We start from the raw sequence: 13,491 nt of genomic DNA on the forward strand, positions 1-13,491 counted from the left end.
GCCGCCCGCAGGATGACGGGCAGGCAATTACTTCTGATTCAGGCTGCCAGAGAGGATGCAGAATACACCCATCAGGTCAGCGTGACGGATGGTGACTTCCGTTTTTTCATTCACTTTTGGCTTGGCATGGTAGGCAATCCCCAGCCCTGCCGCTTTGATCATCGGCAGGTCATTGGCTCCATCGCCAATCGCCACGGTCTGCGCCAGCGGGATTTCATACTCCTGCGCGAGGCGAGTCAGAGTTTTCGCTTTGTACTGCGCGTCAACGATGTCGCCGATCACATTGCCGGTAAATTTACCGTCCATGATCTCCAGTTCATTGGCTACCACGGCTGTCAGGCGCAGCTTGTCGCGCAGGTATTCAGCAAAGAAAGTAAAGCCGCCGGAGGCAATCGCCACTTTCCAGCCCAGCGTTTCCAGCTTGAGTACCAGCTGCGTTAAGCCTGGCATCAGCGGCAGATTTTCACGCACCTGTTGCAGAATGTTCGCGTCAGCGCCTTTCAGCGTCGCCACGCGGCTGCGCAGGCTGGCGGTAAAATCGAGTTCGCCGCGCATCGCCCGTTCGGTTACCTCCGCCACCCTCTCGCCCGTTCCGGCCAGTTTGGCAATTTCATCAATACATTCAATCTGGATGGCGGTGGAATCCATGTCCATCACCAGCAAACCCGGCGTGCGCAGGTGCGGGATTTTCCCCAGCGGCGCGACATCCAGCTGCGCTTCGTGGGCCAGGCGCGTAGCCCGCGCGGTGAGTGAACCTGCCAGACGAATCACCTGATAATCTTCCACGCACCAGGCGGCAACAATCACCATCGCCGCGCCCAGTTTGCTCTGGTATTGGGTCAGACGTTGTTTATCCAGTCCACGACCATACAGCAGCCAGCCGCTACGACCTGCGTGGTAATCCAGTGGCATCACTTCATCACCACTTAATGAAAGAGGCAGACCCGGCCATAAAGAGACATCTTCAGGCAGGTCGCACCAGGTAATGTTAGGCATTAAGGCTCCTGTAAAATCGTTCGAAGCAGGGAAAATAACGCATGAGGCTACCTTGTATCCATTGCTTCTGGCAACATTAAGTCTCAAATTTTCAAAGGGTGGAAGATGGCTCGCACAAAACTGAAATTCCGGCTGCATCGGGCAGTGATTGTCCTGTTCTGTCTTGCCTTGTTAGTGGCGCTGATGCAGGGAGCGTCATGGTTTAGTCAAAACCACCAGCGACAGCGTAATCCACAGCTGGAAGAACTGGCCCGCACCCTGGCGCGGCAGGTGACGCTAAACGTTGCACCGCGGATGCGTACCGACTCACCGGATGAAAAACGCATTCAGGCGATCCTCGATCAGTTAACGGATGAAAGCCGCATTCTCGACGCAGGCGTATATGATGAGCAAGGCGATCTTATCGCCCGTTCTGGCGAAAGCGTCGACGTGCGCGACCGACTGGCGCTCGACGGCAAAAAAGCGGGCGGCTATTTTAACCAGCAGATTGTCGAACCCATTGCGGGTAAAAACGGACCGCTCGGCTATCTGCGCCTGACGCTCGACACCCATACGCTCGCCACCGAAGCCCAACAGGTGGATAACACCACTAACATTTTACGCCTGATGTTGCTGCTCTCGCTGGCAATCGGCGTAGTGCTGACCCGCACGCTGCTACAGGGTAAACGCACCCGCTGGCAGCAATCGCCCTTCCTGTTAACCGCCAGTAAACCGGTGCCGGAAGAGGAAGAAAGCGAGAAAAAAGAGTGACCCATTACTACAAGAAAGGAAATCGTTATGTCCACATTACGCCTGCTCATCTCTGACTCTTACGACCCGTGGTTTAACCTGGCGGTAGAGGAGTGTATTTTTCGCCAGATGCCGGCTACGCAGCGCGTTCTGTTTCTCTGGCGCAATGCCGACACGGTAGTGATTGGTCGCGCGCAGAACCCGTGGAAAGAGTGTAATACCCGGCGGATGGAAGAAGATAACGTCCGCCTGGCGCGGCGCAGTAGCGGTGGCGGCGCAGTGTTCCACGATCTCGGCAATACCTGTTTTACCTTTATGGCTGGCAAGCCGGAGTACGATAAAACTATCTCCACGTCGATTGTGCTCAATGCGCTGAACGCGCTCGGCGTCAGCGCCGAAGCTTCCGGGCGTAACGATCTGGTGGTGAAAACCGCCGAAGGCGATCGCAAAGTCTCAGGCTCGGCCTATCGCGAAACCAAAGATCGTGGCTTCCACCACGGCACTTTGCTGCTCAATTCCGACCTTAGCCGCCTGGCAAACTATCTCAATCCGGATAAAAAGAAACTGGCGGCGAAAGGCATTACGTCGGTACGTTCCCGCGTGACCAACCTCACCGAGCTGTTGCCGGGGATCACCCATGAGCAGGTTTGCGAGGCCATAACCGAGGCCTTTTTCGCCCATTATGGCGAGCGCGTGGAAGCGGAAATCATCTCCCCGAACAAAACGCCAGACTTGCCAAACTTCGCCGAAACCTTTGCCCGCCAGAGTAGCTGGGAATGGAACTTCGGTCAGGCTCCGGCATTCTCGCATCTGCTGGATGAACGCTTTACCTGGGGCGGCGTGGAACTGCATTTCGACGTTGAAAAAGGCCATATCACCCGCGCCCAGGTGTTTACCGACAGCCTCAACCCCGCGCCGCTGGAAGCCCTCGCCGGACGACTGCAAGGCTGCCTGTACCGCGCAGATATGCTGCAACAGGAGTGCGAAGCGCTGTTGGTTGACTTCCCGGAACAGGAAAAAGAGCTACGGGAGTTATCGGCATGGATGGCGGGGGCTGTAAGGTAGTTACCCGCCCATGCGGGCAACTTTCTCTTCGATTTGCCGGATTTTTTCCGGCATTTCTTGCGCAATGTGGCGAAACGCCTCGCTGATACGCGGATCTCTGGCGACCGTTTGCCAGAACTGCTGCGCCAGCGGGATCGCCGTTAACCAAGCGCTTTTACTGACGTTAAGATCAAACTTCACCTCAATGGCAGCATCACGCAGCATTCCAGCGCTGTTTGGTGCATAGACCATCGGCAGCATGTCGTAGACGGGCGTCAGCGCAAATGGCGGTTCAGATAAATAAAACGATAAATTACCTGCGTGCATATCGCTGTTGGCGATAAGTCGCCCAAACGCCCAGATCACTTCTGTTTGCGCCACGCTCTGGTGAGTGACAAGTTGTTGCTCACACAAACGGCGCATAGCCTCCGGCCACGATCCCGGAGAAGAGATAAACTCACTCTGCACCGCCTCCAGCGACACAATGGGCAAGCGACCATCGTTACCTTTGCAGTCAAATCGTTCCGCTTCAAGGAATACCTGCCTGTTACTTGTTACAAGCACCGTTGACTCGATGGCGTGGATCCCGCCGTCGCGCAGGATTTGCGCGGCAATAGATTCCGCAATAAGCAAGTCGCCCCAACGTTGGCTGACCGCGGTTTGCTGTGGCACGGTGAATTTAACCAGCACATGTTTATTGCCTGACGGCGTTTGTGCATAGCAGGTAAATTTTGGCTGCTCACCGCCCGCAGAAGAACCCACAATTTCTCCTGCCAGTGCATCGCTTGCCAGTTGTTCGTAATGGGTGAGTTTTTGATCCAGAGGAATTGCCGCAGGGCGTTGTGCAGTAATCCATCGCTGATAATTCCCCTCCCCGACCAGCCAGCCGCCGGTGTATTCACCGCTAAATACGGTCAGGGCGTAGAGCACATCTTCTTCCTGCCAGAGACGGATATCTTCAGTAAGATTCAGTTGCGCGGCTAACTTCCTGCCCCACGCGCGCCCCAAAAACCCCTGCGGTCGCAGATCGGTCAAATACCAGGGCAAACCATCAAACCACCGTTCGTCGCCATCTGCGCCTGTTACCAGACAACTTCCCTGCGGCCAGCACAACCGGATGTCGGCGAATTTATGCGCCTTTCCGGCATCATCCACTCGCCATACGGGAATACGCTCAATTCCGCGATAAGGACGCAGCAGTGCATATCGCGTTGCCCGTGCTTTACCAAAGCGAATCACCCGATCTTCTCTGGCAACAAGGCGTGAGAACGTCGCCTGACTGATTGCCAGACGCTGGCGCAATTCCGGGGCAGAACGCGGCCCTTGCAATAAAAGATCGGTCAATTCGCTCATTAATGAATAGATTCGTGAATAGATACTTGAATAGATTTATTAACACATTTCACTGAAAAGTATAGCGAAAATATTCAAGCTGGAGAGAGAAATGAATAGATAATAAAAAGCCGGAGCAGTCTCCCACTCCGGCTTCACACGACAATCGCCTTTCAGCAAAACACAATTACTCTTTATCGCCCAGCAGAACGGATTCCAGTGCGATTTTGATCATGTCGTTGAAGGTAGTCTGACGCTCAGCGGCAGTGGTCTGCTCGTGAGTGCGGATGTGGTCAGATACGGTGCAGATGGTCAGGGCTTTCGCGCCAAATTCTGCAGCGACGCCGTAGATACCAGCCGCTTCCATTTCCACGCCGAGAATGCCGTATTTTTCCATCACGTCGAACATTTCGCCGTCCGGAGAGTAGAACAGGTCAGCGGAGAACAGGTTACCCACGCGAGCATCAATACCCAGTGCTTTAGCTGCATCTACTGCGTTACGCACCATGTCGAAGTCAGCGATAGCGGCAAAGTCATGGTCTTTAAAACGGATGCGGTTAACTTTGGAATCGGTGCAGGCACCCATACCGATAACGACGTCGCGCAGTTTTACGTGCGGCAGAACTGCGCCACAGGAACCCACGCGGATAATTTTCTTCACGCCGAAATCGGTGATCAGTTCTTTGGTGTAGATGGAGCAGGACGGGATACCCATACCGTGACCCATTACGGAAATTTTGCGGCCTTTGTAAGTACCGGTGAAGCCCAGCATACCGCGAACGTTGTTCACTTCACGGGCATCTTCAAGGAAAGTTTCAGCAATATACTTCGCACGCAGCGGGTCGCCTGGCATCAAAACTACGTCAGCGAAATCGCCCATTTCTGCATTAATGTGTGGGGTAGCCATTGTTTTATCCTTTTTGTGACATAACAAAGGCGGAGTCAACGCTCCGCCCAAATCCATCAGAACATGGCTTTGCCATATTCCATATCAGAAGTACCAAAATATTTTGCCAGAGTCTGGCCGATATCCGCGAAGGTTTCACGATGACCCAGTGAGCCCGGTTTTACTTTCGGGCCATATACCAGTACCGGAATGTGTTCACGCGTGTGGTCAGTACCGGTCCAGGTCGGATCGCAACCGTGGTCAGCGGTGAGGATCAGGATGTCGTCATCGCGCAGCAGAGACATCAGCTCCGGCAGACGGCGGTCGAACAGTTCCAGACCCGCGGCATAACCGGCGACGTCGCGACGGTGGCCCCAGGAAGAGTCGAAGTCAACGAAGTTGGTGAAGACGATGGTGTTATCACCCGCTTCTTTCATCTCTTTGATGGTGGCGTCAAACAGCGCGTCCAGGCCAGTCGCTTTCACTTTTTTGGTGATACCGCAGTTGGCGTAGATGTCCGCAATTTTACCGACAGAAACCACCTGGCCGTGTTTTTCATCAACCAGTTTCTGCAGCACGGTCGGTGCTGGCGGCTCAACAGCCAGGTCGTGACGGTTACCGGTACGCTGGAAGTTACCGGCTTTGTCGCCGATAAACGGACGAGCGATAACACGACCGATATTGTAGCCGCCGTTGGTCAGCTCTTCACGGGCGATTTCGCACAGTTCGTAGAGTTTATCCAGACCGAAAGTTTCTTCATGGCAGGCAATCTGGAACACGGAGTCAGCGGAGGTATAGAAAATCGGCTTGCCGGTTTTCATGTGCTCTTCGCCCAGTTGATCCAGAATGACCGTACCGGAAGAGTGGCAGTTACCGAGGTAACCCGGCAGATTAGCGCGTTCGACCAGTTTATCCAGCAGCTCTTGCGGGAAGCTGTTTTCGTGATCGGAGAAATATCCCCACTCAAACAGAACCGGGACACCGGCAATTTCCCAGTGACCAGACGGGGTATCTTTACCGGATGACATTTCGTGCGCCCATGCGTACGCGCCGATAACTTCAGCGTTGCCGTCCATTCCCGCCGGAATGAAACCGGTAGAACCTTCGTGTGCTTTCGCCAGCCCCAGACGGGTCAGATTTGGCAGATTGAGCGGGCCTTTACGACCGTTATCAGCTTCGCCTTTGGCACAAGCTTCTGCGATATGACCCAGGGTGTCAGCCCCGACGTCACCAAAGCGTTCTGCATCTTCTGTAGCGCCGATGCCGAATGAGTCCAGCACCATAATAAATGCACGTTTCATATGTTCTCCGTACTCAGTGCTTCAAATTTAAATGATCAGATCAGTATACCGTTATTCGCTGATACGGCGATAGACAGTTGGTGTGCTTTCCGGTGCTTTATCGGCAAGTTTAATTGCCGCTTTCACCGCTTTCGCCGCTTCCTGCCAGTTGTTTTCGTCTTTCGCGTGGATAACCGCCAGCGGACGCTGACCGTCTACCTGGTCGCCCAGACGCGCCATATCAGTAAAGCCGACGCTGTAATCGATGGTGTCAGATGCCTGACGGCGTCCGCCGCCCATTGCAACCACTGCCATCCCCAGCGCGCGGGTATCCATTTCACTGACAAAACCTTCGGTATCAGCATAGACTGCTTTCGTCAGCATCGCTGTCGGCAGATACTTCGCGTAGTTCTCAACGAAGTCGGTCGGGCCTTTTTGTGCCGCTACCATACGACCAAAGACTTCTGCCGCTTTACCGTTGTCCAGCACCGCCTGCAATTTCGCGCGCGCTTCGGCGTCATCTTTCGCCAGTTTGCCGGAGATCAGCATCTCCACGCACAGCGCCATCGTGACATCAAACAGACGCGGGTTAGGATATTCACCCGTCAGGAACTGCACCGCTTCACGAACTTCAACCGCGTTACCTGCACTGGAGGCCAGTACCTGATTCATGTCGGTGAGCAGCGCGGTGGTGCGCACGCCAGCGCCGTTAGCCACGCCAACAATCGCTTCGGCAAGGGCTTCAGAGAGTTCGTAGGTCGGCATAAACGCGCCGCTACCCACTTTCACGTCCATCACCAGCGCGTCCAGACCTTCCGCAAGTTTCTTCGCCAGAATAGAGGCGGTGATCAGCGGGATGGAGTCCACGGTTGCGGTAATATCACGGGTCGCGTAGAAACGTTTATCAGCCGGAGCCAGTGAACTGGTCTGACCGATAATCGCCACGCCGACGTCTTTAATAATTTCGCGGAAACGGTTGTCATCCGGGAAAATGTCGAAGCCAGGGATGGATTCCAGTTTGTCGAGCGTACCGCCAGTATGACCGAGGCCGCGACCAGAGATCATCGGAATATAGCCGCCGCAGGCTGCGACCATCGGCCCCAACATCAGCGAAGTCACATCGCCGACGCCACCGGTGGAGTGTTTATCAACAATCGGGCCATTCAGATGCAGGCTTTTCCAGTCGAGAACGGTTCCTGAATCTCGCATCGCCATGGTCAGCGAGACACGCTCAGGCATTGTCATATCGTGGAAGAAAATGGTCATCGCGAGGGCGGCAATCTGCCCTTCGGAGATAGTGTTGTCGCGAATACCGTTGATAAAGAAACGAATTTCTTCATCGCTCAGCGCATGACCATCACGTTTTTTACGAATAATTTCTTGTGCGAGAAACAAGGTAACCTCCCGAGGAAAAGAGTATGAGGCGGCTTTTGCCGGATGCGTCTACGCCTTATCCGGCCTACGGGTAGATACGTCTCGTAGGCCTGATAAGCGCAGCGCATCAGGCGTAAAGCATCTTACTTAGTAGCTGCTGGCGCTCTTACCGTCGCCGTGACCCAGCGCTTTCAGCAGGCTTGCCAGCAGGCTGGAAGCGCCAAAGCGGTAGTGACGCGCATCTGCCCAGTCAGCACCGAACAGTTCATCTGCAATGGCGAGATATTTCTGCGCATCTTCCGCAGTACGCACGCCGCCCGCCGGTTTGAAACCAACGGTTTTTTCTACGCCCATATCACGGATCACTTCCATCATGATGCGCGCGCTTTCCGGCGTCGCGTTCACAGCCACTTTACCGGTAGAGGTTTTGATGAAGTCCGCACCCGCTTTGATGGAGATTTCAGACGCTTTACGGATCAGCGCTTCGTCTTTCAGTTCGCCGGTTTCGATGATCACTTTCAGCAGTACATTCGCTGCCGCGCAAGCCTCTTTACAGGCTTTCACCAGGTCAAAACCAACCTGCTCGTTACCCGCCATCAGCGCGCGGTACGGGAACACAACGTCAACTTCATCAGCACCGTAGGCGATTGCCGCACGGGTTTCTGCCAGCGCGATGTCGATGTCGTCGTTACCGTGTGGGAAGTTGGTTACCGTAGCGATACGGATTTCCGGGGTGCCCTGCTCTTTCAGAGTTTTGCGAGCAATCGGGATAAAGCGAGGATAGATACAGATAGCGGCGGTATTGCCGACCGGAGTTTTGGCCTGATGACACAGGGCGATCACTTTCTCGTCGGTGTCGTCGTCATTCAGGGTGGTCAGGTCCATCAATTTCAGTGCACGCAGGCTGCTTGCTTTCAGATCAGTCATTTCATTCTCCTGGCTTGTCGCCAATAAAATTCACCTTGCGAGTTTGTTAGTATTCTAACATCTACTCCGCAACACACTTCGATACACATCACAATTAAGGAAATCTACTTACAAGTTTGCATCACTGTAATGCGATCTGGTTCAAATAATTCACTTTCAAATGAATGCGTCAGTGGTGGCAAACGCATCAGGATCAAAGTGAACATCACGAAACTTCTTACAATGGCGCATCACCTTCGGCATAAAAGGAAAAGAAGATGCCCACTTCTCATGAAAATGCACTGCAACAACGTTGCCAGCAAATTGTCACCAGCCCAGTGCTTAGCCCGGAGCAGAAGCGCCATTTTCTGGCACTGGAAGCAGAAAACAATCTGCCTTACCCACAGCTTCCTGCCGAAGCCCGCCGCGCGCTGGATGAAGGTGTAATCTGCGATATGTTTGAAGGTCATGCGCCGTACAAACCGCGCTATGTCTTACCCGATTACGCCCGTTTTCTGGCGAACGGTTCCGAATGGCTGGAGCTGGAAGGCGCGAAAGATCTTGATGACGCACTCTCTCTGCTGACCATTCTTTACCACCACGTACCGTCGGTCACATCGATGCCGGTCTACCTGGGGCAACTGGATGCGTTGTTGCAACCGTATGTTAGAATTCTAACACAAGACGAGATCGATGTTCGAATAAAACGTTTCTGGCGTTACCTCGACAGAACCCTGCCAGACGCCTTTATGCACGCCAATATCGGCCCGTCTGATTCGCCCATTACCCGCGCGATCTTACGTGCAGATGCAGAGTTGAAGCAGGTTTCACCGAACCTGACCTTTATCTACGATCCTGAAATCACCCCTGATGACCTGCTGCTGGAAGTGGCGAAGAACATCTGTGAATGTAGCAAACCGCACATCGCCAACGGTCCGGTGCATGATAAAATTTTCACAAAAGGGGGCTACGGGATTGTGAGCTGTTACAACTCACTGCCGCTGGCGGGTGGTGGCAGCACGCTGGTACGCCTTAACCTGAAAGCCATTGCCGAGCGCAGCGAATCGCTGGATGACTTCTTTACGCGCACTCTACCGCACTACTGCCAGCAGCAGATCGCCATCATCGATGCGCGGTGTGAATTCCTCTATCAACAATCACACTTCTTTGAGAATAGCTTCCTGGTGAAAGAAGGGCTGATTAACCCTGAACGTTTTGTGCCAATGTTTGGCATGTATGGGCTGGCGGAAGCGGTTAACTTGCTGTGTGAAAAAGAAGGGATTGCCGCGCGCTACGGTAAAGAAGCCGCCGCAAATGAAGTAGGTTATCGCATCAGCGCGCAACTGGCGGAGTTTGTCGCCAATACCCCCGTGAAATATGGCTGGCAAAAACGCGCCATGTTACACGCACAGTCGGGGATCAGTTCCGATATCGGCACCACGCCGGGCGCGCGTTTGCCGTATGGCGATGAGCCAGATCCGATCACCCATCTGCAAACTGTCGCCCCGCATCATGCTTATTATTATTCCGGCATCAGCGACATTCTGACGCTCGACGAAACCATCAAACGTAACCCGCAGGCACTGGTACAGCTTTGCCTCGGTGCCTTTAAAGCCGGAATGCGTGAATTTACCGCCAATGTCAGCGGTAACGATCTGGTTCGCGTTACCGGTTATATGGTGCGTTTGTCGGATTTAGAAAAATATCGCGCCGAAGGTTCACGCACCAACACCACCTGGCTGGGCGAAGAAGCCGCACGCAACACTCGTATTCTGGAACGCCAGCCGCGCGTGATAAGCCATGAACAGCAGATGCGCTTTAGTCAGTAAGATTATCCCCTTCTCCTGCGTTGACGGGCCAGGCAGTCGTCTGGCTCTGTTTTTGCAGGGCTGCAATCTGCGCTGCAAAAACTGTCACAATCCGTGGACGATGGGACGTTGCAATGACTGTGGGGAGTGCGTGCCACAGTGTCCGCATCAGGCGTTGCAGATTGTTGACGGCAAAGTGGTGTGGAACGCTGTGGTTTGCGAGCAGTGTGATACCTGCCTGAAGAGGTGTCCGCAACATGCCACGCCCATGGCGCAATCCATGAGCGTGGACGAAGTGCTTAGCCATGTCCGCAAAGCAGTGCTGTTTATCGAAGGGATAACGGTGAGTGGCGGTGAAGCCACGACCCAGCTGCCGTTTGTGGTGGCGCTGTTTACTGCTATCAAAAACGATCCGCAACTGCGCCATCTCACCTGTCTGGTGGACAGTAACGGCATGTTGAGCGAAACCGGCTGGGAAAAATTGCTCCCGGTGTGCGACGGCGCAATGCTCGATCTCAAAGCGTGGGGGAGCGAATGTCATCAACAACTCACCGGACGCGATAATCAGCAGATTAAGCGCAGCATCTATTTGCTGGCAGAGCGCGGCAAGCTGGCGGAACTGCGTTTGCTGGTGATCCCTGGCCAGGTGGATTATTTGCAACACATCGAAGAACTGGCGGCGTTTATCAAGGGACTCGGCGATGTTCCGGTACGCCTGAACGCGTTTCATGCCCACGGCGTGTATGGCGAGGCGCAAAGCTGGGCGAGCGCCACGCCGGAAGACGTTGAGCCGTTGGCTGATGCGTTAAAGGTGCGCGGGGTGAGCCGGTTGATATTTCCGGCGCTCTATTTGTGACATGCCGGATACGGCCTACGGTTCGGCACAGACTTGTAGGCCTGATAAGACGCGTCAAGCGTCGCATCAGGCATTGTGCGCCAACTGCCGGATGCGGCGCGAACGCCTTATCCGGCCTACGGTTCGGCACAAACCTGTAGGCATGATAAGACGCGACAAGCGTCGCATCAGGCATTATGCGCCGACTGCCGGATGCGGCGTGAACGCCTTATCCGGCCTACGGTTCGGCACAGACTTGTAGGCATGATAAGACGCGACAAGCGTCGCATCAGGCATTGTGCGCCAACTGCCGGATGCGGCGTGAACGCCTTATCCGGCCTACGGTTCGGCACAAACCTGTAGGCATGATAAGACGCGTTAAGCGTCGCATCAGGCATTGTGCGCCAACTGCCGGATGCGGCGTGAACGCCTTATCCGGCCTACGGCACGTTAAACAACGTATACGTGTTATTAAGCAACGCTTGCGCAATCTCATCCGCCGGTTCCCGGCGCAACTCGCAAAGCACGGCAAACACACGGGCAGCCTGCTCCGGGCGGTTAGGCTGCCCCTGAAAACCGTTGAGCGGCATATCCGGCGCGTCGGTTTCCAGCAATAACGATGCCAGCGGTAATTTTGCGATGACATCGCGGGTTTTACTGGCGCGTGGATAGGTGATAGTACCGCCTACGCCAATTTTGTAGCCCAGCTGTACAAACCGTTCGGCCTGTTGCAGGCTGCCGGAAAAACCGTGAACCACGCCAGTGCGCGGTAAATCGTGGCGTTTAAGATGCATCGCCAGTTTGTCGTGCGTGCGCCGTGAATGCAGGATCACCGGCAGATCGTAGCGTTTCGCCAGTTTCAGTTGTTCGTCGAGTAACCACTGCTGCCTCTCAAATTGCGGATCGTCGCCAAAGAGATCCAGACCGATCTCCCCCACCGCCACCACCTTCGCCGGACGCCTTTCCAGCGCCTGCTGTAGCTGCTCAAGAGACACATCGCTATGTTTTTCCAACATACCAGGATGCAAGCCCAATGCGGCATACAGCGGTTGATAATTTTCCGCTAATGCCAACACACGGGCAAAATTTTCCGCCTCTGTTGCCGGAACAATGATCTTGCCTACGCCCGCTTGTGCCGCGCGTTGCAGGCTGGCCTCTTCATCGCCACTAAACGGCGGGAAATCAAAATGGCAGTGGGTGTCGATAAAACGGCAAATCAAGCCAGATCCTCATTGTTAAATGTCGGGTCGTTCGCCTGCGGAGCGTCGCTCACTTCGGCAACCAGCGTATCGTTGGCGACTGGCGCAGGCGGAATGACAATCGATTCCGGCGTCACCACTGGCACCAGATGGCGGGTAAGCGGCGCTTTTTCAGTTAATAGCTTGCCAACCGTGGCGAGGAAATAACGACCGCATAAACGCCCAAGTTTATAGTCTTCACGCAGCGCCGGAATCCGACTGCCAAGCGCGATACTATGTAATGGCTTCGGCGGATAAATTTCGAATATCCGCAGCTTGCCCGGTGGTTTCTCAATAAATTGCTGAATGTCACGATAGCTGGTTTCATGATGCTGCACCAGATTGACCAGCGGCTGCAGGCTACTGTCACCCAGCCAGCGTTCCATGCGTTTGAACCACTGCGGCGTGTAGTACATTTGTGACGGCACAGTGCGAATGACGACCAACGTTTTAGCGCCCTGCCTTGCCGCCTCTTTAACCGGAATCGCATCACTGATCCCGCCATCCAGGTAGTTAATGCCTTCCAGCGACACTCCGCTACGATAAAAGCCAGGTATCGCACTGGAGGCGCGAATCACATCCAGCCAGTTTTGTTTGGTTGGTAAAAAGTAATTCGGCGCGTAGTCATCCTGACGACAGGCGCACATATAAAACGATTTGCCGCTGTCAAACAACCGCGCGGCGGTATCCATTTGCAACGGCATCTGGCTTGCAGTGGCCTCCACCAGCCAGTCGAGATCGATAAGATTTCCTCCACGGACAAAGCGCAATGGATCGAAAAATTCGCGTTTTGTGGTATAGCGCATGATGACTTTGCGCGCGTAACCGGGCTGATTGCAGATAAACGCCGAGAGGTTCTGCGCCCCGGCAGATGTGCCGAGATAAAGATCGAAAGGATTAAACTGCGCGCGCATAAACTCATCCAGCACGCCAGCCGTGAAAATTCCACGCTGTCCGCCGCCTTCGCACACCAGAGCTATTCGTCCAGGCTGGAACGGCCTTAGCGACAACGGCGCAATATTACCAAGCGTTACAGGTATTCGCTGCCCCACCTCTGCCTTCC

General features: G+C 54.5%; 12 protein-coding genes. 4 read left to right on the forward strand and 8 right to left on the reverse strand.

Features of this window, described 5'->3' with window-relative positions; all coding sequences use genetic code 11:
* Window positions 1-27: 27 nt before the first annotated feature.
* A complete protein-coding gene (gene serB, locus EAS44_RS20725) occupies window positions 28-996 on the reverse strand; it encodes a phosphoserine phosphatase (protein ID WP_001132964.1) in 969 nt (322 codons plus the stop codon).
* A 105-nt stretch (window positions 997-1,101) separates the two neighbouring features.
* Here serB and ytjB point away from each other — a divergent pair, with 105 nt between their 5' ends.
* Complete coding sequence (ytjB, locus tag EAS44_RS20730; protein WP_000124624.1) at window positions 1,102-1,746, forward strand: YtjB family periplasmic protein; 645 nt, start codon at window positions 1,102-1,104, stop codon at window positions 1,744-1,746.
* A 27-nt stretch (window positions 1,747-1,773) separates the two neighbouring features.
* Window positions 1,774-2,790 (forward strand): lipoate--protein ligase LplA, encoded by a 1,017-nt coding sequence (lplA, locus tag EAS44_RS20735; RefSeq protein WP_000105878.1) that lies wholly within the window; start codon window positions 1,774-1,776, stop codon window positions 2,788-2,790.
* Here the strand turns inward: lplA and yjjJ are convergent, their stop codons facing one another.
* The 5 genes from yjjJ to deoC all read right to left on the reverse strand — a co-directional run bounded on the left by yjjJ (window position 2,791) and on the right by deoC (window position 8,568).
* Window positions 2,791-4,122 carry a type II toxin-antitoxin system HipA family toxin YjjJ gene (yjjJ, locus tag EAS44_RS20740; protein WP_001293113.1) on the reverse strand — a complete coding sequence of 444 codons (1,332 nt, stop codon included), beginning with the start codon at window positions 4,120-4,122 and terminating at the stop codon, window positions 2,791-2,793. It lies immediately after the preceding gene.
* Window positions 4,123-4,288: 166 nt separating this feature from the next.
* Entirely contained in the window at window positions 4,289-5,008 is a 720-nt protein-coding gene (deoD, locus tag EAS44_RS20745) for a purine-nucleoside phosphorylase (RefSeq protein ID WP_000224877.1), read from the reverse strand.
* A 56-nt stretch (window positions 5,009-5,064) separates the two neighbouring features.
* The gene (gene deoB / locus EAS44_RS20750) at window positions 5,065-6,288 is read right to left on the reverse strand and encodes a phosphopentomutase (RefSeq protein WP_000816471.1); all 1,224 of its coding nucleotides are present in this window, start codon (window positions 6,286-6,288) and stop codon (window positions 5,065-5,067) included.
* 51 nt (window positions 6,289-6,339) lie between these two features.
* Window positions 6,340-7,662 carry a thymidine phosphorylase gene (gene deoA / locus EAS44_RS20755; protein ID WP_025857663.1) on the reverse strand — a complete coding sequence of 441 codons (1,323 nt, stop codon included), beginning with the start codon at window positions 7,660-7,662 and terminating at the stop codon, window positions 6,340-6,342.
* A gap of 126 nt (window positions 7,663-7,788) precedes the next feature.
* The gene (gene deoC / locus EAS44_RS20760) at window positions 7,789-8,568 is read right to left on the reverse strand and encodes a deoxyribose-phosphate aldolase (protein WP_001298497.1); all 780 of its coding nucleotides are present in this window, start codon (window positions 8,566-8,568) and stop codon (window positions 7,789-7,791) included.
* Window positions 8,569-8,825: 257 nt separating this feature from the next.
* On the opposite strand from deoC, the gene yjjI reads away from it, so the two are divergent.
* Window positions 8,826-10,376, forward strand: coding sequence for a YjjI family glycine radical enzyme (yjjI, locus tag EAS44_RS20765; RefSeq protein ID WP_001143253.1), 1,551 nt, complete (start codon window positions 8,826-8,828; stop codon window positions 10,374-10,376).
* Complete coding sequence (gene yjjW / locus EAS44_RS20770) at window positions 10,348-11,211, forward strand: YjjW family glycine radical enzyme activase (RefSeq protein ID WP_001088415.1); 864 nt, start codon at window positions 10,348-10,350, stop codon at window positions 11,209-11,211. Before yjjI ends, yjjW begins: the two co-directional genes overlap by 29 nt.
* A 419-nt stretch (window positions 11,212-11,630) precedes the next feature.
* Here yjjW and yjjV read toward each other — a convergent pair whose 3' ends face one another.
* Window positions 11,631-12,410: a metal-dependent hydrolase gene (gene yjjV / locus EAS44_RS20775; protein WP_000563040.1), complete on the reverse strand. Its 780-nt coding sequence runs from the start codon at window positions 12,408-12,410 to the stop codon at window positions 11,631-11,633.
* Entirely contained in the window at window positions 12,407-13,480 is a 1,074-nt protein-coding gene (gene yjjU / locus EAS44_RS20780) for a patatin family protein (RefSeq protein ID WP_001299799.1), read from the reverse strand. The genes yjjV and yjjU overlap by 4 nt, the downstream gene beginning before the upstream one ends.
* Window positions 13,481-13,491: the final 11 nt, after the last annotated feature.

It is taken from the genome of Escherichia coli DSM 30083 = JCM 1649 = ATCC 11775 (assembly GCF_003697165.2).
GTDB lineage: Bacteria > Pseudomonadota > Gammaproteobacteria > Enterobacterales > Enterobacteriaceae > Escherichia > Escherichia coli.

Excerpts from the sequence above, each read along its gene's own strand:
- serB (WP_001132964.1), bottom strand. The coding sequence starts at position 996 with ATGCCTAACATTACCTGGTGCGACCTGCCTGAAGATGTCTCTTTATGG.
- ytjB (WP_000124624.1), top strand. The coding sequence starts at position 1,102 with ATGGCTCGCACAAAACTGAAATTCCGGCTGCATCGGGCAGTGATTGTC.
- lplA (WP_000105878.1), top strand. The coding sequence starts at position 1,774 with ATGTCCACATTACGCCTGCTCATCTCTGACTCTTACGACCCGTGGTTT.
- yjjJ (WP_001293113.1), bottom strand. The coding sequence starts at position 4,122 with ATGAGCGAATTGACCGATCTTTTATTGCAAGGGCCGCGTTCTGCCCCG.
- deoD (WP_000224877.1), bottom strand. The coding sequence starts at position 5,008 with ATGGCTACCCCACACATTAATGCAGAAATGGGCGATTTCGCTGACGTA.
- deoB (WP_000816471.1), bottom strand. The coding sequence starts at position 6,288 with ATGAAACGTGCATTTATTATGGTGCTGGACTCATTCGGCATCGGCGCT.
- deoC (WP_001298497.1), bottom strand. The coding sequence starts at position 8,568 with ATGACTGATCTGAAAGCAAGCAGCCTGCGTGCACTGAAATTGATGGAC.
- yjjI (WP_001143253.1), top strand. The coding sequence starts at position 8,826 with ATGCCCACTTCTCATGAAAATGCACTGCAACAACGTTGCCAGCAAATT.
- yjjW (WP_001088415.1), top strand. The coding sequence starts at position 10,348 with ATGAACAGCAGATGCGCTTTAGTCAGTAAGATTATCCCCTTCTCCTGC.